Source organism: Carboxydocella sporoproducens DSM 16521 (assembly GCF_900167165.1).
In the GTDB taxonomy this organism is placed as follows: Bacteria; Bacillota.
In genome coordinates this window covers 19632-34158 of the sequence record NZ_FUXM01000012.1, presented here as the reverse complement: position 1 = coordinate 34158, position 14527 = coordinate 19632, and the positions used below count along the sequence as shown (strand labels likewise).

The 14527-nt window shown below is 52.1% G+C and carries 14 protein-coding genes and 1 riboswitch; of the genes, 12 read left to right on the top strand and 2 right to left on the bottom strand.

Going from position 1 to position 14527, the window contains the following annotated elements:
* Together B5D20_RS06385 and B5D20_RS06380 are read left to right on the top strand one after the other, a co-directional pair.
* Positions 1–747, top strand: coding sequence for an ABC transporter ATP-binding protein (locus tag B5D20_RS06385; RefSeq protein ID WP_078665402.1), 747 nt, complete (start codon positions 1–3; stop codon positions 745–747).
* Complete coding sequence (locus B5D20_RS06380; RefSeq protein WP_078665401.1) at positions 744–1877, top strand: ABC transporter permease; 1134 nt, start codon at positions 744–746, stop codon at positions 1875–1877. The genes B5D20_RS06385 and B5D20_RS06380 overlap by 4 nt, the downstream gene beginning before the upstream one ends.
* Here the strand turns inward: B5D20_RS06380 and B5D20_RS06375 are convergent.
* Positions 1874–3031 carry an HD-GYP domain-containing protein gene (locus tag B5D20_RS06375; protein ID WP_159071778.1) on the bottom strand — a complete coding sequence of 386 codons (1158 nt, stop codon included), beginning with the start codon at positions 3029–3031 and terminating at the stop codon, positions 1874–1876. The genes B5D20_RS06380 and B5D20_RS06375 overlap by 4 nt on opposite strands.
* A 140-nt stretch (positions 3032–3171) precedes the next feature.
* Between B5D20_RS06375 and B5D20_RS06370 the strand changes: the two genes are divergently transcribed.
* The 5 genes from B5D20_RS06370 to B5D20_RS06350 all read left to right on the top strand — a co-directional run bounded on the left by B5D20_RS06370 (position 3172) and on the right by B5D20_RS06350 (position 7927).
* Entirely contained in the window at positions 3172–4386 is a 1215-nt protein-coding gene (locus B5D20_RS06370) for an FprA family A-type flavoprotein (RefSeq protein WP_078665399.1), read from the top strand.
* A 25-nt stretch (positions 4387–4411) separates the two neighbouring features.
* Entirely contained in the window at positions 4412–5599 is a 1188-nt protein-coding gene (locus tag B5D20_RS06365; protein ID WP_159071779.1) for an NAD(P)/FAD-dependent oxidoreductase, read from the top strand.
* Between the two features lie 19 nt (positions 5600–5618).
* Positions 5619–5777: a rubredoxin gene (gene rd, locus B5D20_RS06360; RefSeq protein ID WP_078665397.1), complete on the top strand. Its 159-nt coding sequence runs from the start codon at positions 5619–5621 to the stop codon at positions 5775–5777.
* A gap of 55 nt (positions 5778–5832) precedes the next feature.
* The gene (locus B5D20_RS06355; protein ID WP_078665396.1) at positions 5833–6396 is read left to right on the top strand and encodes a SurA N-terminal domain-containing protein; all 564 of its coding nucleotides are present in this window, start codon (positions 5833–5835) and stop codon (positions 6394–6396) included.
* Between the two features lie 74 nt (positions 6397–6470).
* A riboswitch (SAM riboswitch) is annotated at positions 6471–6575 on the top strand.
* A gap of 65 nt (positions 6576–6640) precedes the next feature.
* Complete coding sequence (locus B5D20_RS06350) at positions 6641–7927, top strand: homocysteine synthase (RefSeq protein WP_078665395.1); 1287 nt, start codon at positions 6641–6643, stop codon at positions 7925–7927.
* A gap of 9 nt (positions 7928–7936) precedes the next feature.
* Here B5D20_RS06350 and B5D20_RS06345 read toward each other — a convergent pair whose 3' ends face one another.
* A complete protein-coding gene (locus B5D20_RS06345) occupies positions 7937–8380 on the bottom strand; it encodes a DMT family transporter (protein ID WP_078665394.1) in 444 nt (147 codons plus the stop codon).
* Between the two features lie 166 nt (positions 8381–8546).
* Between B5D20_RS06345 and B5D20_RS06340 the strand changes: the two genes are divergently transcribed.
* From B5D20_RS06340 to B5D20_RS06320, 5 genes are all read left to right on the top strand, one after another.
* Positions 8547–10943, top strand: a complete 2397-nt coding sequence (locus tag B5D20_RS06340; protein ID WP_159071780.1) for a diguanylate cyclase — start codon at positions 8547–8549, stop codon at positions 10941–10943.
* Positions 10894–11103 (top strand): cation transporter, encoded by a 210-nt coding sequence (locus tag B5D20_RS06335; RefSeq protein WP_078665392.1) that lies wholly within the window; start codon positions 10894–10896, stop codon positions 11101–11103. The genes B5D20_RS06340 and B5D20_RS06335 overlap by 50 nt, the downstream gene beginning before the upstream one ends.
* 74 nt (positions 11104–11177) lie before the next feature.
* Positions 11178–12764: an ABC1 kinase family protein gene (locus B5D20_RS06330; protein WP_078665391.1), complete on the top strand. Its 1587-nt coding sequence runs from the start codon at positions 11178–11180 to the stop codon at positions 12762–12764.
* A 76-nt stretch (positions 12765–12840) separates the two neighbouring features.
* On the top strand, positions 12841–13338 hold the full coding sequence (locus B5D20_RS06325; protein ID WP_078665390.1) for an Lrp/AsnC family transcriptional regulator: 498 nt from the start codon (positions 12841–12843) through the stop codon (positions 13336–13338).
* A complete protein-coding gene (locus B5D20_RS06320; protein WP_078665389.1) occupies positions 13335–14501 on the top strand; it encodes an aminotransferase class I/II-fold pyridoxal phosphate-dependent enzyme in 1167 nt (388 codons plus the stop codon). Before B5D20_RS06325 ends, B5D20_RS06320 begins: the two co-directional genes overlap by 4 nt.
* The last annotated feature ends 26 nt before the right edge of the window (positions 14502–14527 follow it).

Sequence of the window (14527 nt, the reverse complement as noted above, 5' to 3'; positions counted from 1 at the left end):
GTGGAATATGCCATCAAGGTAGAAAACCTGACCAAGATTTTTGGTGACCGCAAGGCAGTAGATAACCTTTCCTTTGCCATCAAGCCGGGACAAATTTTTGGCTTTCTTGGCCCCAATGGTTCCGGCAAATCCACCACCATCCGCATGTTGTGCGGAATTCTCACTCCGACCTCAGGCAAGGGGACAGTGCTGGGCATAGACCTGAAGGATGGGGAAAAGATTAAACAGCATATAGGCTATATGTCGCAGAAGTTTAGCCTTTATGAGGATTTAACTGTCAGGGAAAACATGCGCTTTTATGGCGGGGTATATGGGTTAAAGGGCAAGAAACTGGAGGAGCGTTACCGTTATCTCCTGGACTTGACCGGTTTGGGGGACCGGGAGGAACAGCTGGCGGGTACACTATCAGGGGGCTGGAAACAACGACTGGCCCTGGCCTGTGCCCTTTTACATGAGCCCCAGCTGCTGTTTTTAGATGAACCTACTGCCGGGGTTGACCCCTTGTCCCGACGCATTTTCTGGCAGTTGATTCACCGCCTGGCAGAAGAGGGAGTAACAATCCTGGTCACTACCCACTATATGGATGAGGCAGAACAATGTGATGTACTGGGCTTTATCTTTCAAGGGCGTTTGCTGGATTTCGGTGCCCCGGCGGAAATCAAGGCCCGGCACGGAGGACAATCAGTGGAGGATATATTCATCAATTTTGTGGCTGGGCAAGAGGCTAAGGCGGGTGAAAGCCGATGAGCTGGGTGCGACTGAAAGCGATAATATGGAAAGAATTTATTCAAATCAGCCGGGACCGACCCAGTTTGGCCATGATTTTTGGGGTACCGGTTATGATGATGCTGCTTTTTGGTTATGCCATCAGTACTGATGTGGAAAACATCGCGACCCTGGTCTGTGATCAAAGTAAAACCAGAGCCAGCCGGGAGCTGGTGAGTGCCATGGCCAATACCGGTACCTTTGATTTACGCTACTGGACCGAAAATCCCGGGGAAGTCCGCCGTTATCTGGATGGCGGGATAGCCAGGGTGGCTCTGATTATTCCTCCAGATTACAGTAAGCGTTTAGCCCGGGGAGAAATGGCCCAGGTTCAGGTTTTGCTGGATGGATCTGATCCGCTGGTGGCCCGCACTGCCCTTTCGGCAGCCCAGATGCTGGCCCAGTCTCTAAATCTCAATCTGGTTACCCAGCGTCTGGAACGGCAGGGAGCGGGGCCGGGGTTGAATTTGGCTCTGGATATGAGGACGAGAGTTTGGTATAACCCTAATCTGGAAAGTCTGCGGTTTAATATCCCGGGGCTAATGGGTCTGGTTTTGCAGAACATAACAGTGATTCTCACCGCTTTTGCCCTGGTGCGGGAGCGGGAACGGGGGACTCTGGAGCAAATCATTATTACTCCCATCAAGCCGGTGGAACTGATTATCGGCAAACTGGTTCCTTATGTATTTATCGGCTTTTTTGATCTCTTGCTGGTACTGGCGGTGGCGGTTTTCTGGTTCGGGGTGAAAATTTCTGGCAGCGTGGCGTTGCTGCTGGCGTTAGCTACTATCTTTCTGGCCTGTGCGCTGGGGATGGGTATGTTTGTTTCTACCGTTGCCCGAAACCAGCTGCAGGCTATGCAGATGGCCTTTTTAATTCTGTTGCCCAGTATTCTTTTGTCCGGGTTTTTGTTTCCCCGGGAATCCATGCCTAAAATCATCTATTGGATTGGGCAGGTTCTACCATTAACCTACTTTTTGCAGATTGTCCGCGGCATCGTGCTGCGGGGAGCGGATTTTTCCCATCTCTGGCAGGTATCATTCTGGCTGGCTGTGCTGACGGCAATCATCTGTACTCTTTCCGTTTTGCGCTTCCGTAAACGGCTGGATTAAAAGAGATTGAGCAAAGCCTCTACCACCCTGGCGTCAAAGCGGCCGGCAACCGCTTCCTGGCGCAAGAGGTGGTAAATTTTTTCCCTGGGCAGGGCAGCCCGATAGGGACGGTCATCAGCCAGGGCCTGATAATAATCAGCTACTGCCAGGATACGAGCGGGCAAGGGCAGTTGGTCTGCCCGCAGACGGGAAGGATAGCCACTGCCATCCAGTTTTTCGTGATGAGCGGCGGCCCAGAAGGCCAGCTCCTCCAGACCGGGGATTTCCATCAACAGCCGTTCGGTATAATAGGCGTGGGCAATGATGCGGCTGTATTCCTGGGGGGTGAGCTGGTCTGGCTTATCCAGGATAGCCGAGGGGACAGCCAGCTTGCCCAGGTCATGTAAGAGACCAGCCAGATAGAGCTGACGGCACTGAGCGGCTGGCAGGCCCAGGGTCTGGCCCAGGTAGAAGGCGGTATTGGCAACCCGGCGGCTGTGGGCGGCGGTATAGGGACTTTTGGCATCCACCAGGTCAGCAAAAAGGAGGGCTAAATGTTTCAGAGATGCCTGCTGGATTTCCTGATCAAAAACCTGGCTGCGGCGGCGGATGGCCTGGGCTAAATTGCGATGGGCCAGGTCATAATAAACACGAGGTTCCTGCAAAAGTTCCAGATAGGCATCGGCTACTACAGGAGCCAGGCGTTTGCCTTTTTCCTTTTCCACAAAGGCGACAATCCGTTCCTGCACCGGTAGCAGGTCATAATCCTGGCCAAACTGGTTTTCAATCTGATCGGCCAGGAAAAGGAGCTGGGCTTCTATGGGAATCTCCTCACCGCTCAAGCCCAGTGGGAAACCGCTGCCATCCCAGGCTTCGTGATGAGCAGCGATAATAGGAGCGATTTCAGTTAACAAAGGGAGCTGGGTGGACCAGCGGGCCCCGGCCAGAGGGTGAGATTCTACCGGGAGCTGAGCATTGACTTTGCCGATATCATGGAGCAGACCGCCATAAAAAACCAGGCGCAGGCGGTCAGGAGCAAGTCCCAGTTTTTCGCCGGTGCGTAAGGCCAGATAGGCTACCCGCTGGGCGTGCTCCAGTTTTTTGTTTTCCGCCAGGTCCAGGGCCAGGGAGAAGGTACTGATTAAAGTGAACAAAGATACTTTCCAGCTATCCATTTTTTTGCCACTCCTTTGCAGGTATTTGCTGCCTGATGAAGAATATCTTAACATAAAAACTTTTGACAATCTATGATTTTTGCTATATGATATAATTAATAATAATTCCTAATAAGACTAAAAACAAGGGGGTATTTTAAATGGACAGAGTTGGAGCGATCAAAATAAAAGAAGGGATTTACTGGGCAGGGGCCCTGAACCCGGATTTAAGGGTATTTGATATTGTGATGGAAACAGCCCATGGCACTACATATAACTCTTATGTTGTCAAAGGGGAAAAGATAGCGGTATTTGAAACTGTCAAGGAGCGCTTTTTCTCCGAATACCTGGCCCGGCTGAAAGAGGTAGTGAACCCTGCTGATATTGATTATATTATCGTTGACCATACTGAACCGGATCATGCTGGCAGCGTCTTTGCTCTGCTGGACCTGGCTCCTAATGCCAAAGTGGTGGGGTCCAAATCTGCTTTGCGCTTTCTGAAAGCCATTACCAACCGGGAATTTCCGTCGATTGAGGCCAAAGAGGGCATGACTATAGACCTGGGAGGGAAAACCTTGCAGTTTATTATGGCCCCCTTCCTGCACTGGCCGGATTCTATGTATACCTACATTCCCGAGGATAAAGTGCTGATCACCTGTGATAGTTTTGGCAGCCATTACAGCAGCCCTATGATTTTCGATGACCTGGTCGGGGATTTCAGTTCTGACCTGCGTTATTACTATGATGTAATCATGAGTCCTTTCGCCAGTTACGTGCTGGAGGCCATCAATAAAATCCGCAATTTGCCCATAGATGTATTCTGCCCGGGACATGGTCCTGTTCTGCGCAGCAAGGGCTGGGAAATTGTTGACCTCTATGAACAGTGGAGCAAGCAATTGCTGGCAGAGCAGCACCAGGGTCCGGTGTTGATCGCCTATATTTCAGCTTATGGCTACACCAAGGCGATGGCTGCAGAGATCGCCCGGGGGATTGCCAGTGTCAATAGCTGTGAAGTAGAAGTGGTGGATATTACCGAAATACCGCTGAGCGAGTTGAAGACAAAAATAGAACGAGCCCGGGCTTTTCTGGTCGGCTCCCCTACCATTAACAGGGATGCTGTCAAACCCGCCTGGGATTTGCTCTCGGTGGTATGTCCCATCAAGAATAAAAACAAACCTGTTGCCGCCTTCGGTTCCTATGGCTGGAGCGGGGAGGCAACCAGAATGCTGGAGGAACGGATGAGTGCCCTGGGCCTTAAGGTAGTGCAACCGGCATTGCGGGTCAACTTTAAACCCAGTGAGAAGGAGCTCAGGGATTGTTTTGAGTTCGGGGTGGCCTTTGCTCAAAGCCTGGGCAAAGATGAAACCGGTCGTTAGAGGAGACAGGAAAGGGGTATGGCCTATGGCAATAGTAATTTTGGGCGGCGGGGTAGCTGCTGTCAGTGCCATAGAAGGCATTCGCCAGCAGGATAAGGAGCAACCGGTTACGCTGGTAGCAGCGGAGAAGTACCCACCTTATTACCGCTTGCGCCTTTCCTTTCTGCTGGGCCAGGAGTTTGAGGTGGAAAAGTTTTTGTTAAAACCTCCGGCCTGGTATCAGGAAATGGGTGTGGAGCTAAGGCTGGGAATAAAGGCGGAAAGGATTGATCCCGCTTCCCGTCAGGTGCGGTTAGAAGACGGAAGTGTCCTTTCCTATTCATCCCTGATTATAGCCACCGGAAGCCGGGCCTTTTTGCCGCCGGTACCGGGCAATCAGCTGGCAGGAGTTTTTACCCTGCGCACCGCTGAGGATGCCCAACGAATCAATGAATTCGCCCGGCCAGGCCAAAAAGGGATCATCATCGGAGGGGGACCGCTGGGGCTGGAAGCGGCCTGGACTCTCAGTCAGCGCGGTATTCAGGTGGCGGTATTAGAACACAATCAGCGTTTGTTGCCTCGCCAGGTGGATGAAAAAGCTTCAGCCTACCTCCACCGGGCTGCCCAGAGAGCGGGGATTGAACTGGTGCTGGCTGCCCAGGCCCAGGCCATTACCGGCACGGAAAAAGTAGAAGCTTTGCAACTGGCCGATGGCCGACAGCTGCCGGCGGATTTTATTCTCTTTTCCACCGGAGTACGGCCCAATCTGGAAATAGCCCAGGCTGCCGGACTTGCCTGTCAGCGGGGGATTGTGGTCGACCGGTATCTTCGCACTTCCCAGGACCAAATCTGGGCTTGCGGGGACGTGGCGGAATACAATGGCCAGGTCTGGGGGCTGTGGCCAGTGGCTCAGGCTCAGGGGCGGGTAGCCGGGATGAATGCTGCTGGCGCTGAGGAAAAATATGTAGAGGTGCCGCCGCCATCGATTCTTAAAGTCATGGGCACATCCGTCTTCTCCATAGGCAACTGGGCTGAGAGTGGTAGCCAGAAAGTCAAGGCAGACGAAGAGGGTTTTTATTGCAAATTGTGTTTCCAGGGCCGTCAGCTCACTGGTGCCATAGTCATTGGAGATGAGGGCCTGGCCCGGCAGTTAAAACGGGCGGTGGAAAAAGGCATGGAAACGGACCCGGAAGCAGATTTTTCCCGGATTCTGGCGGATCTGGGACAGGGATAAAAAGAAAGGAGATGTTCTTATGGAAAAATACGTCTGTGTTATTTGCGGCTATGTCTATGACCCGGCAGTTGGGGATACGGATAATGGGATTGCTCCTGGCACTCCTTTTGAAGCTCTGCCGGCAGACTGGGTTTGCCCCATGTGTGGCGCTGGCAAGGAAGATTTCGAAAAAGAGTAAGGCTTTTGGCCCCGGGAAAGCCCGGGGCCTTTCTGGCAAGGAGGATTAGATTAGCATGCGCAAGCTATTGTTGCTTGTAATCGTATTGCTGGTCATCATTACTGGCTGTGCCAGACAGACTACCCCTCCTCCGCAGCTGGATAATAAAACGGCGGCCATAGTGAACGGCGAAAAGATCAGCACCGTTGACTTTGAACGCCGGGTAGAAAAGAAAAAGTTTGTCCTCACGGCTCAGGGCACGGATTTTAACGGGCCCAGCCGGGAGCATGCCCTGACCATGCTCCGGGAAGAGGTAATCGCTGACCTGGTCAGGGAAACTTTATTAATGCAGGAGGCGACCAGACTAAAGCTGATAGCTACTGATGCGGAAGTAGAGGCGGTTATCAAGGAAATCCGGGCCAATTTTCCCGATGAGGCCACCTTCCAGGCTACAATTCAGGCCCGGGGGCTGACAGTGGAGGCGATGCACAAATATAACCGGCTCCAGCTGACACGACAGAAGCTGGTGCAATACTGGGGCGGGGAGGATAAACTGCAGGAAAGGTTGGCAGAGGTGGAAAAAAAGGCGAAGATCCGTATTAATGATCAGGTAGTGGAACGGATATTGCAAGAAATTTAAATATAATTCCCACTAACTATATTGACATACTCAGATATACATGCTATTGTTATACTACACAAATAAATAGGCGACTCTTATCGCGAGTGGTGGAGGGACTGGCCCGATGAAGCCCGGCAACAGCCGCCTGAAGGCGGAAATGTGCCAAATCCTGCAGGCAAAAGCCTGAGAGATGAGAGGGAAGCATGGTTATGCCAGGCGCCTCTCGGGCGCTTTTAATTTTTTCAAGAAAGGGGAAAGGATAATGAACAAAAAACCAGGCTTTGACACGATTGCACTTCATGGCGGGCAACAACCTGATCCTGCTACTGGAGCCAGGGCTGTGCCCATTTATCAGACTACATCCTATTGCTTCCGTGATTCCCAGCATGCGGCCGACCTGTTTGCCCTGAAGGAAGCGGGCAATATTTATACCCGGATTATGAATCCCACTACTGATGTGTTTGAACAGCGGATGGCCCAGCTGGAAGGAGGAGTAGGGGCACTGGCTGTTTCCTCCGGTCAGGCGGCTATCACTTTCTCCATCCTTAACCTGGCCCAGGCCGGTGATGAAATCGTAGCTTCCAGCAGTCTTTATGGCGGGACCTATAACCTGTTTGCCCACACCCTCCCTAAACTGGGGATCAAGGTGATTTTCGTCGACTCCCGGGATCCGGAAAATTACCGACAGGCTATTACCCCTAAGACCAAAGCCCTTTATGGAGAACTGATCGGGAACCCGCGCCTGGATGTGCTGGATATAGAAAGGGTGGCGGAAATCGCCCATGAAAACGGGATTCCCCTGATTGTGGACAACACCCTGGGGACGCCTTACCTCTGCCGGCCCATAGAACATGGAGCGGATATAGTGGTCCATTCGGCCACCAAGTTTATCGGAGGCCATGGGACTTCTATTGGCGGGGTCATTATTGACGGGGGCAAATTTGACTGGTCGGCCAGTGGTAAATTCCCCGGTCTGACTGAACCCGATCCCAGCTACCACGGGATGAAATACCATGAAGCCCTGGGGCCGCTGGCTTATATCGTTAAGGCCAGAGTGCAGTTGTTGCGGGATCTGGGTTCCTGCTTGAGTCCCTTCAACAGCTTCCTTTTCCTGCAGGGTCTGGAAACCCTGTCCCTGCGCATGGAGCGGCATAGCAGCAATGCCCTGCAAGTAGCCCGCTGGTTGGAACAGCATCCCCTGGTAGAATGGGTTAACTATCCTGGTTTGGCAAGCAGCCCGGAATACGCCAGGGCACAAAAATACCTGCCCCGAGGCCAGGGAGCTATCCTGACCTTTGGCATTAAGGGCGGTCTGGAGGCAGGCCGGAAATTTATCGATAGCCTTGAATTATTCTCCCATCTGGCCAATGTAGGGGATGCCAAATCCCTGGTCATTCATCCGGCCTCTACCACCCACCAGCAATTAACTCCGGAACAGCAATTGACAACCGGGGTAACGGAAGAAATGATCCGCCTCTCCATTGGTTTGGAAGATGTCAATGACCTGATCGCTGACCTGGATCAGGCCCTGCAAAAAGCCCAGGCCTAAGGCCTGGACTTATTTTTGCAGTAATAGACGGGCACCGATAACCAGGAGCAATAGACCGGCCAGGTGGGTCCAGTGGGGCTGTTTGGGCGTAAGACCGGCCAGGCCCAGATAATCCAGCAAGGCGGCGGTGCTGACCTGGCCGACGATAATTGCTGTAGTTGCGGAAATGGCCCCCAGGCGGCTAATGCCCAGCACGACGGTAGCAATAATGGCTACATTGATAAAACCCCCCAGATAGGCATACCAGGGGACTGTACTGATTTTCCCCCAGGTTGGAAAACCGGTACCGGTAAAAATCAGCACCGCCCCCACTCCCGCCAGTCCCAGCAAATGTACCAGCAGGGTGGCAGGCCAGAGGCCGAGGTTTTTGTTGAGCAGGGTGTTAAGTACCCCTTGTACAGCCATCAGGGACCCGGCTGCCACCGGAATCAACAGTGCAGTCCAATTGCTCATTATCTCCCCTCCCGTGTCGAAAAAGATAATTACATTTATTATTCTGGCTATTAATGTAATGTTTTATGTAAAAAGAGGATTTTTTTGCAGCAGGGAGAATACAAATAAATTATTAGATAGCAGGCAGAATAACTCGGGCTCATGGCGGAGAAAGGGGCTTGGGGAGATGAAACTGAATCTGAGGACCAGGTTAACGCTGATTCTAGCGGTGCTTGTCTTCTTTTCCTGTGGTCTGACGGGCTGGCTGGCGGTCTATCGGGCTAAATCAGTGATTGAAGACGAAATGCTGGACCAGGTTAAACGGATATCCTTGCATTTGGACAAAAAAATAGAAGGGGATTTTGAAATGATCATGGCCCGCCTGGGAGTAATTAATGCTGCCGAAGGGACCAAGTGGCAGGAACTCAAGGCGGAATTGCAACGGCTGGTCACTGCTGAGCTGGTAGGCAGCGCAGATGAGATGGGAGCAGCCTACCATGTGGAAGGTCGGGACTGGCTGGTGGCGGTAAAGGAACCGCCGGGCGGAGAACTGTTTTTGCGCCAGTTATTGCGCAGGGTACATCAGCTGGAAAACAAAAACATCTGGGAAGAACACCTTTTTACTGAAAATGGTGTACAGATGATTGTGCGTCCCCTGATCCGTAATGACCAGATAATTGGTCATGTCTTTGTCTGGCGAACTATTGAACCAATTGAAAATCTGATCGATAAACTGAAAACCGAAATTTTACTGGTTTTTATTTTAACCTTTGTTATGGGCCTGGCCGGGGTTTTCTGGTTATCCCGGGCCCTGCTGACAGATGTAGACAAAATCAAGGAAGGGATTCAGAGGTTGAAATTTGATTTGCATTCTCCTCTGCCCAAAGTAGGAAGTGAGCTGGAGGAGATTGCGGCTGCTATTGAAACCCTGTCGGTTTCCCTCCTGAACTTGCAGGAAGCCAGCAAGGGGCTGGTGGCTTCCCGCTATCTGGACGAAACCCTGCAACGAGGCCTGGAAATGATAGAAAGAGTATTCGGGGCCAAATATGCCGCTATTTTCCTGTATGATGAAAAGGCTGATGAGCTGAGCATTAAAGCATCCATTGGCTTAAGCCGGGAATATGTCAAAACCGTAAGGATGAAAAAAGGGGAAGGTTATAGCGGCAGGGTCATGTTGACCGATTTGCCATCTGCAACCGATGATTTGCGCAGGGATGAACGCACTGTCTGGGTGCAGATGGTACGCTTTGAAGGGATCGTTTCCCTGCTGGTGGTACCTTTAAGGGGCAAGGGGGGGCTGCTGGGAACCATTGAGGTCTATACCAAACATAAACACACTTTTACCCCCAGTGAGATCAGTCTGCTTTCATCTCTGGCCCACCAGATCGGGTTATCGGTGGAAAATGCCATGCTCTTTGAGGAAATGCAAACCAGAGCAATTACCGACCGTTTAACTGGTTTATATAACCAGAAGCAATTTTATGAACTACTGCAATCAGAGATTGCGGCTGCGCAGTTATATAAAAAGCCTCTTTCCTTGTTGATGCTGGATGTCGACTTTTTCAAGCAGTACAATGATACCTTTGGCCATCCGGCCGGGGACCGTCTGTTAAAGGAATTTGCCCGTATTCTGGTGGAGAATGTGCGACCTGATGATATTGTCGCCCGTTACGGGGGTGAGGAATTTGCCATTATCCTGCGGGAGACTTCCCTGGAACAGGCTCTGGACATTGCGGAACGCATACGCCAGAAAGTGGCTGATTCCAGGTTTGAAGGCCGGCTCCAGCAACCCAGTGGACGGATAACCTGTTCCATCGGGATTGCCCAGTATCCCGTTCATGCCAAAACCCTGGAAGACCTGGTCAAACGGGCAGATGAAGCTCTGTACCGGGCCAAGTACAATGGCCGTAACCGGGTGGCTTACCACCTGACCTTTATGGATGCGCTGCTGGAGTCTCTGCCGGCGGAAGAGAAAAACAAGCTGGAACGGCTAAAGACTATGATTACAGTCATCAATGCCCGGGACCGCTATACTTTCGGGCACAGCGAACGGGTGATGATGCTGGCCTGTAAAGTAGGAGAACGAATGGGTCTGACGGCAGAACGCCTTAATCTGTTACAACTGGCAGCCTATTTCCATGATATTGGTAAAATGGAAGTAACCAAGGAGATTTTGTGCAAAGAAGGCGATTTAACAGAAGCAGAATGGGAACAGTTAAAACAACACGCTGTTGCCGGTGGGGCAGTGGTCAAGACCATACCGGTTCTGGCAGAAGCAGCCCTGATTATCCGCCATCACCATGAACGCTATGATGGTTCCGGATATCCTGACGGATTGGCGGGAGATAATATACCTCTGGAGGCCCGGATCCTGGCGGTGGTGGATGCCTGGGATGCCATGACCAGTACCCGGGTGTTCCGGGAAGCCAAAGGTCCGGAACAGGCTCTGTTGGAAATCAGGGAACAGAGCGGGAAACAGTTTGATCCCCGAATTGTAGAAATCTTTACTGCCCTGGTTGAAGGAGGTGAGCTAAATGGCCCAGGTAGTCATCAATGTCGAGGGCATGAGCTGCGGCCATTGTAAAATGGCAGTGGAAAAGGCGCTGAAGCAGGTTGGTGGGGTCACTGAGGCTGTAGTGGATCTGGCAGCCAAACAAGTGACAGTTACCTATGATGAAAATCAAACTGGTTTAGCTGCTTTGCATGCTGCCATTGAAGAGGCCGGCTATGATGTAGTCAAGTAAGTAAAAGGGCAATACCTGAATACGGGTATTGCCCTTTTACTTTTTTGGCAGAATATAACCTGAGGTGGTAAGATTTGTACAGCAGAGTGGATCGTACCGGGGAAATAGCCTGGAAAATAGCCAATTACCTCTGGCGTTACCGGCATTTGCGGGAATTGAAGGCCATTGGCGAGGTGGTCAGGGCTTTGCTGCAGGAACTGGGTCCGACTTTTATCAAACTGGGACAGGTAGCCAGTACCCGGCCGGATCTTCTGCCGGAAGAATTGTGTCAGCAGTTGCGGGAGTTACAGGATCAGGCCGGCTTGATGAGCCCTGAAGAAGTAAAGGTTCAGGTCCAGCGCGGCTTAGGCCGCTCGGTAGAAGAGCTTTTTGCTTATTTTGACTGGCAACCCCTGGCCTCTGCTTCCATCGCCCAGGTGCATTTTGCTATTTTGCCCAGCGGGGAAAAGGTAGCTGTTAAAATCAAGCGGGCCGGGATTGAACGACAGATCAACGGGGACCTGGTTGCCCTGGAGCGGCTGCTGCCTTATCTGCAAAAAGTGAGAGTAATCCAGGAGACGCTGGATAGTGAGCAGCTTTATCAGCAATTCCGGCGCATTATCCGACGGGAACTGGATTTCTCGGCAGAAGGACTGGCGGTAGAACATTTTGCCTTTCTCTATCGGGAATGTCCCTGGCCTGTGCGCTTGCCCCGGGTTTTCTGGGAATATAGCAGTAAGGATGTACTAACTATGGAATATATCGCGGGAGAAAAACTATCTGCCCTGGCTGAGCGGGAGGAATGGGAACAAAGACGGCAGCTGGCACGGCACTGGCTGGGGGTTTTTCTTTATCCCCTGTTTAATGCCGGGGTTTTTCATGCCGATCCTCATCCCGGCAATATCCTGGTGGATGGAGAGGGCAAAATAGTTCTGCTGGATTTTGGGGCTGTAGGCCGGTTTGATCAACAGTTTCGGGAACAGGTAGCACAGCTGATGGTAGCTTTATGGCGGCAACGGACTGATGAGGTAGTGGAATTAACCCTCAAGATGGGTCAACCCCGGGGCCGGGTGGATTTTTACCGGTTATTCGAGGATCTGGCCTGCCTGCTGGAGCGAACCAGGGGCATGGGGAGAGGGAAAATCTCCTTTGGCCAGATCATTCAGGGCATGGTGGGAATTGCGGTTAATCATCAGATTCGCATGCCGCCTCCTTTTTTTCTGCTGGGCAAGGCTCTATTGCTGGCTGAGGGGCTGGCGGTTCAGCTGGATCCGGAAATCAATATCCTGGAGGTAGCGGAACCCCTGGGCCGTCAGGCTCTGGTACGGGAATGGCAGGGGTGGTGGCAGGATTTGCCCCGCTGGTGGGGAGAATGGCAGAAACTGAATCGGGACCTGCCCCGACAGATGCATGTAATTCTGGAGCAATTGGCCAGGGGGGAAATGCGCTTTATTTTTCATCACCGTAATTTACAGTGGTTATATGATATGCTGGAAGTTATATCCAGTCGGTTGGCTTTGAGTATGATTGTAGCGGCCATTACTGTTGGTTCGGCCCTGATTTTGCATGCCGGTTTTGGCCCCAAGGTATTTGGCTATCCTGTTCTGGGGGTATCCGGTTTTCTGGTTTCCACTTTATTTGGCGCCTGGATGGCCATGATTTTACTGAAAAAGGTAAAATAGGGGTTGTAGAGGTACTGACCCAGCTGTTATAATATACAAAAATAAAAATCAGCTGTTATACAGGGGAGGGAGTGGCTTGGATAAAAACAAGGAAAGGGAAATTCTTGAGCTACTGGAACAGGATAGCCGCTACACAACGGCGGAAATAGCAAGCTTGCTGGGAGAACCGGAGGTGGAGGTGGCCCAGGCTATCGCCCGACTGGTGGCGGACAGGGTAATTGTCAAATACCATACCATCATTAACTGGGAGAAATTCGGTGATGATGCTGTTTCCGCCATGATCGATGTCAAGATCACTCCCCAGCGGGATAAGGGCTATGATGCCGTAGCCCGGCGCATCTACCGCTATCCGGAGGTCAAGTCGGTTTTTCTGATGTCAGGTGCTTATGACCTGGCGGTACTGATCGAGGGACGCACTCTGAAGGAAGTAGCCCTGTTTGTGGCGGAAAAACTGGCTACTCTTGAAGATGTGCAGAGTACCACCACCCATTTTGTGTTAAAAAAGTACAAACAGGCCGGTGTAATTCTGGATGAGGATGCCGGTGATGATGAGCGGCTGGTGGTGTCACCGTGATTGAGAAGGTGGCCACTCTGGTCCGGGAGCTTCCGCCTTCCGGGATCAGGCGCTTTTTTGACCTGGTAGCAGAAACTCCAGGGGTGATTTCCCTGGGGGTAGGGGAACCGGATTTCGTCACACCCTGGGCGGGCCGGGAGGCCTGTATCTGGGGGCTGGAGAAGGGGAAAACCCACTATACCAGCAATCATGGCTTGCTGGAATTGCGGGAAGCCATTAGCAGGGATGTGGAGGCTAACCTGGGGGTGAGCTATGACCCCAGACGAGAAATTATGGTGACCGTTGGCGTATCGGAAGCCCTGGATATTGCTTTGAGGGCTCTGCTCAATCCAGGGGAAGAAGTGATTATCCCTGAGCCTTCTTATGTTTCCTATCAGCCCTGTACTTTGCTGGCCGGAGGACGGCCGGTGCCAGTAGCGACCCGCTGGGAAGATGGATTCCGCTTGACGCCGGCGGCTCTGGAACAGGCTTTGACCCCTAGCACCAAGGCGGTTTTGCTCTGTTATCCCAATAATCCGACTGGTACTACCCTGAGCCGTCAGGACCTGGAAGGGATCGCCGAAATCGCCCGGGCCCGTGATCTTATCGTTATTGCCGATGAAATTTATCATCATCTGACCTATGGGCGGCAGCATTTCAGTATCGCGGCTTTACCGGGCATGAAAGAGCGTACCATTTTGCTAAATGGTTTCTCCAAAGCCTATGCCATGACAGGCTGGCGTCTGGGCTATGCCTGCGGTCATCCTGATTTGATCAATGCCATGGTGAAAATTCACCAGTATACCATGCTCTGTGCCCCGATTACAGCGCAGCTGGCCGCACTGGAAGTGCTGAAGAGCTGCCGGGGGGAAATGGAGGCAATGGTACGGGAATATGATCGACGGCGGCGACTGGTAGTGGCTGGATTGAGGGAAGCAGGCCTGGAGTGCCATGAACCGGAAGGGGCCTTTTATGTCTTTCCTTCCATTCGCAGTACAGGACTAACTTCCGAGCAGTTTGCCACCGAGTTGCTGCGGGAGCAAAAGGTGGCGGTAGTGCCGGGGTCGGCTTTTGGGGCAGCCGGCGAAGGCTGTATCCGTATTTCCTATGCCTATTCCCTGGCCCAGTTACAGGAGGCTTTAAAGCGTATCAGGATGTTTGTGCAGTCCAGGATGGCAGGATAGTAGAGCTGAGCATGAGCAGGAAGCCA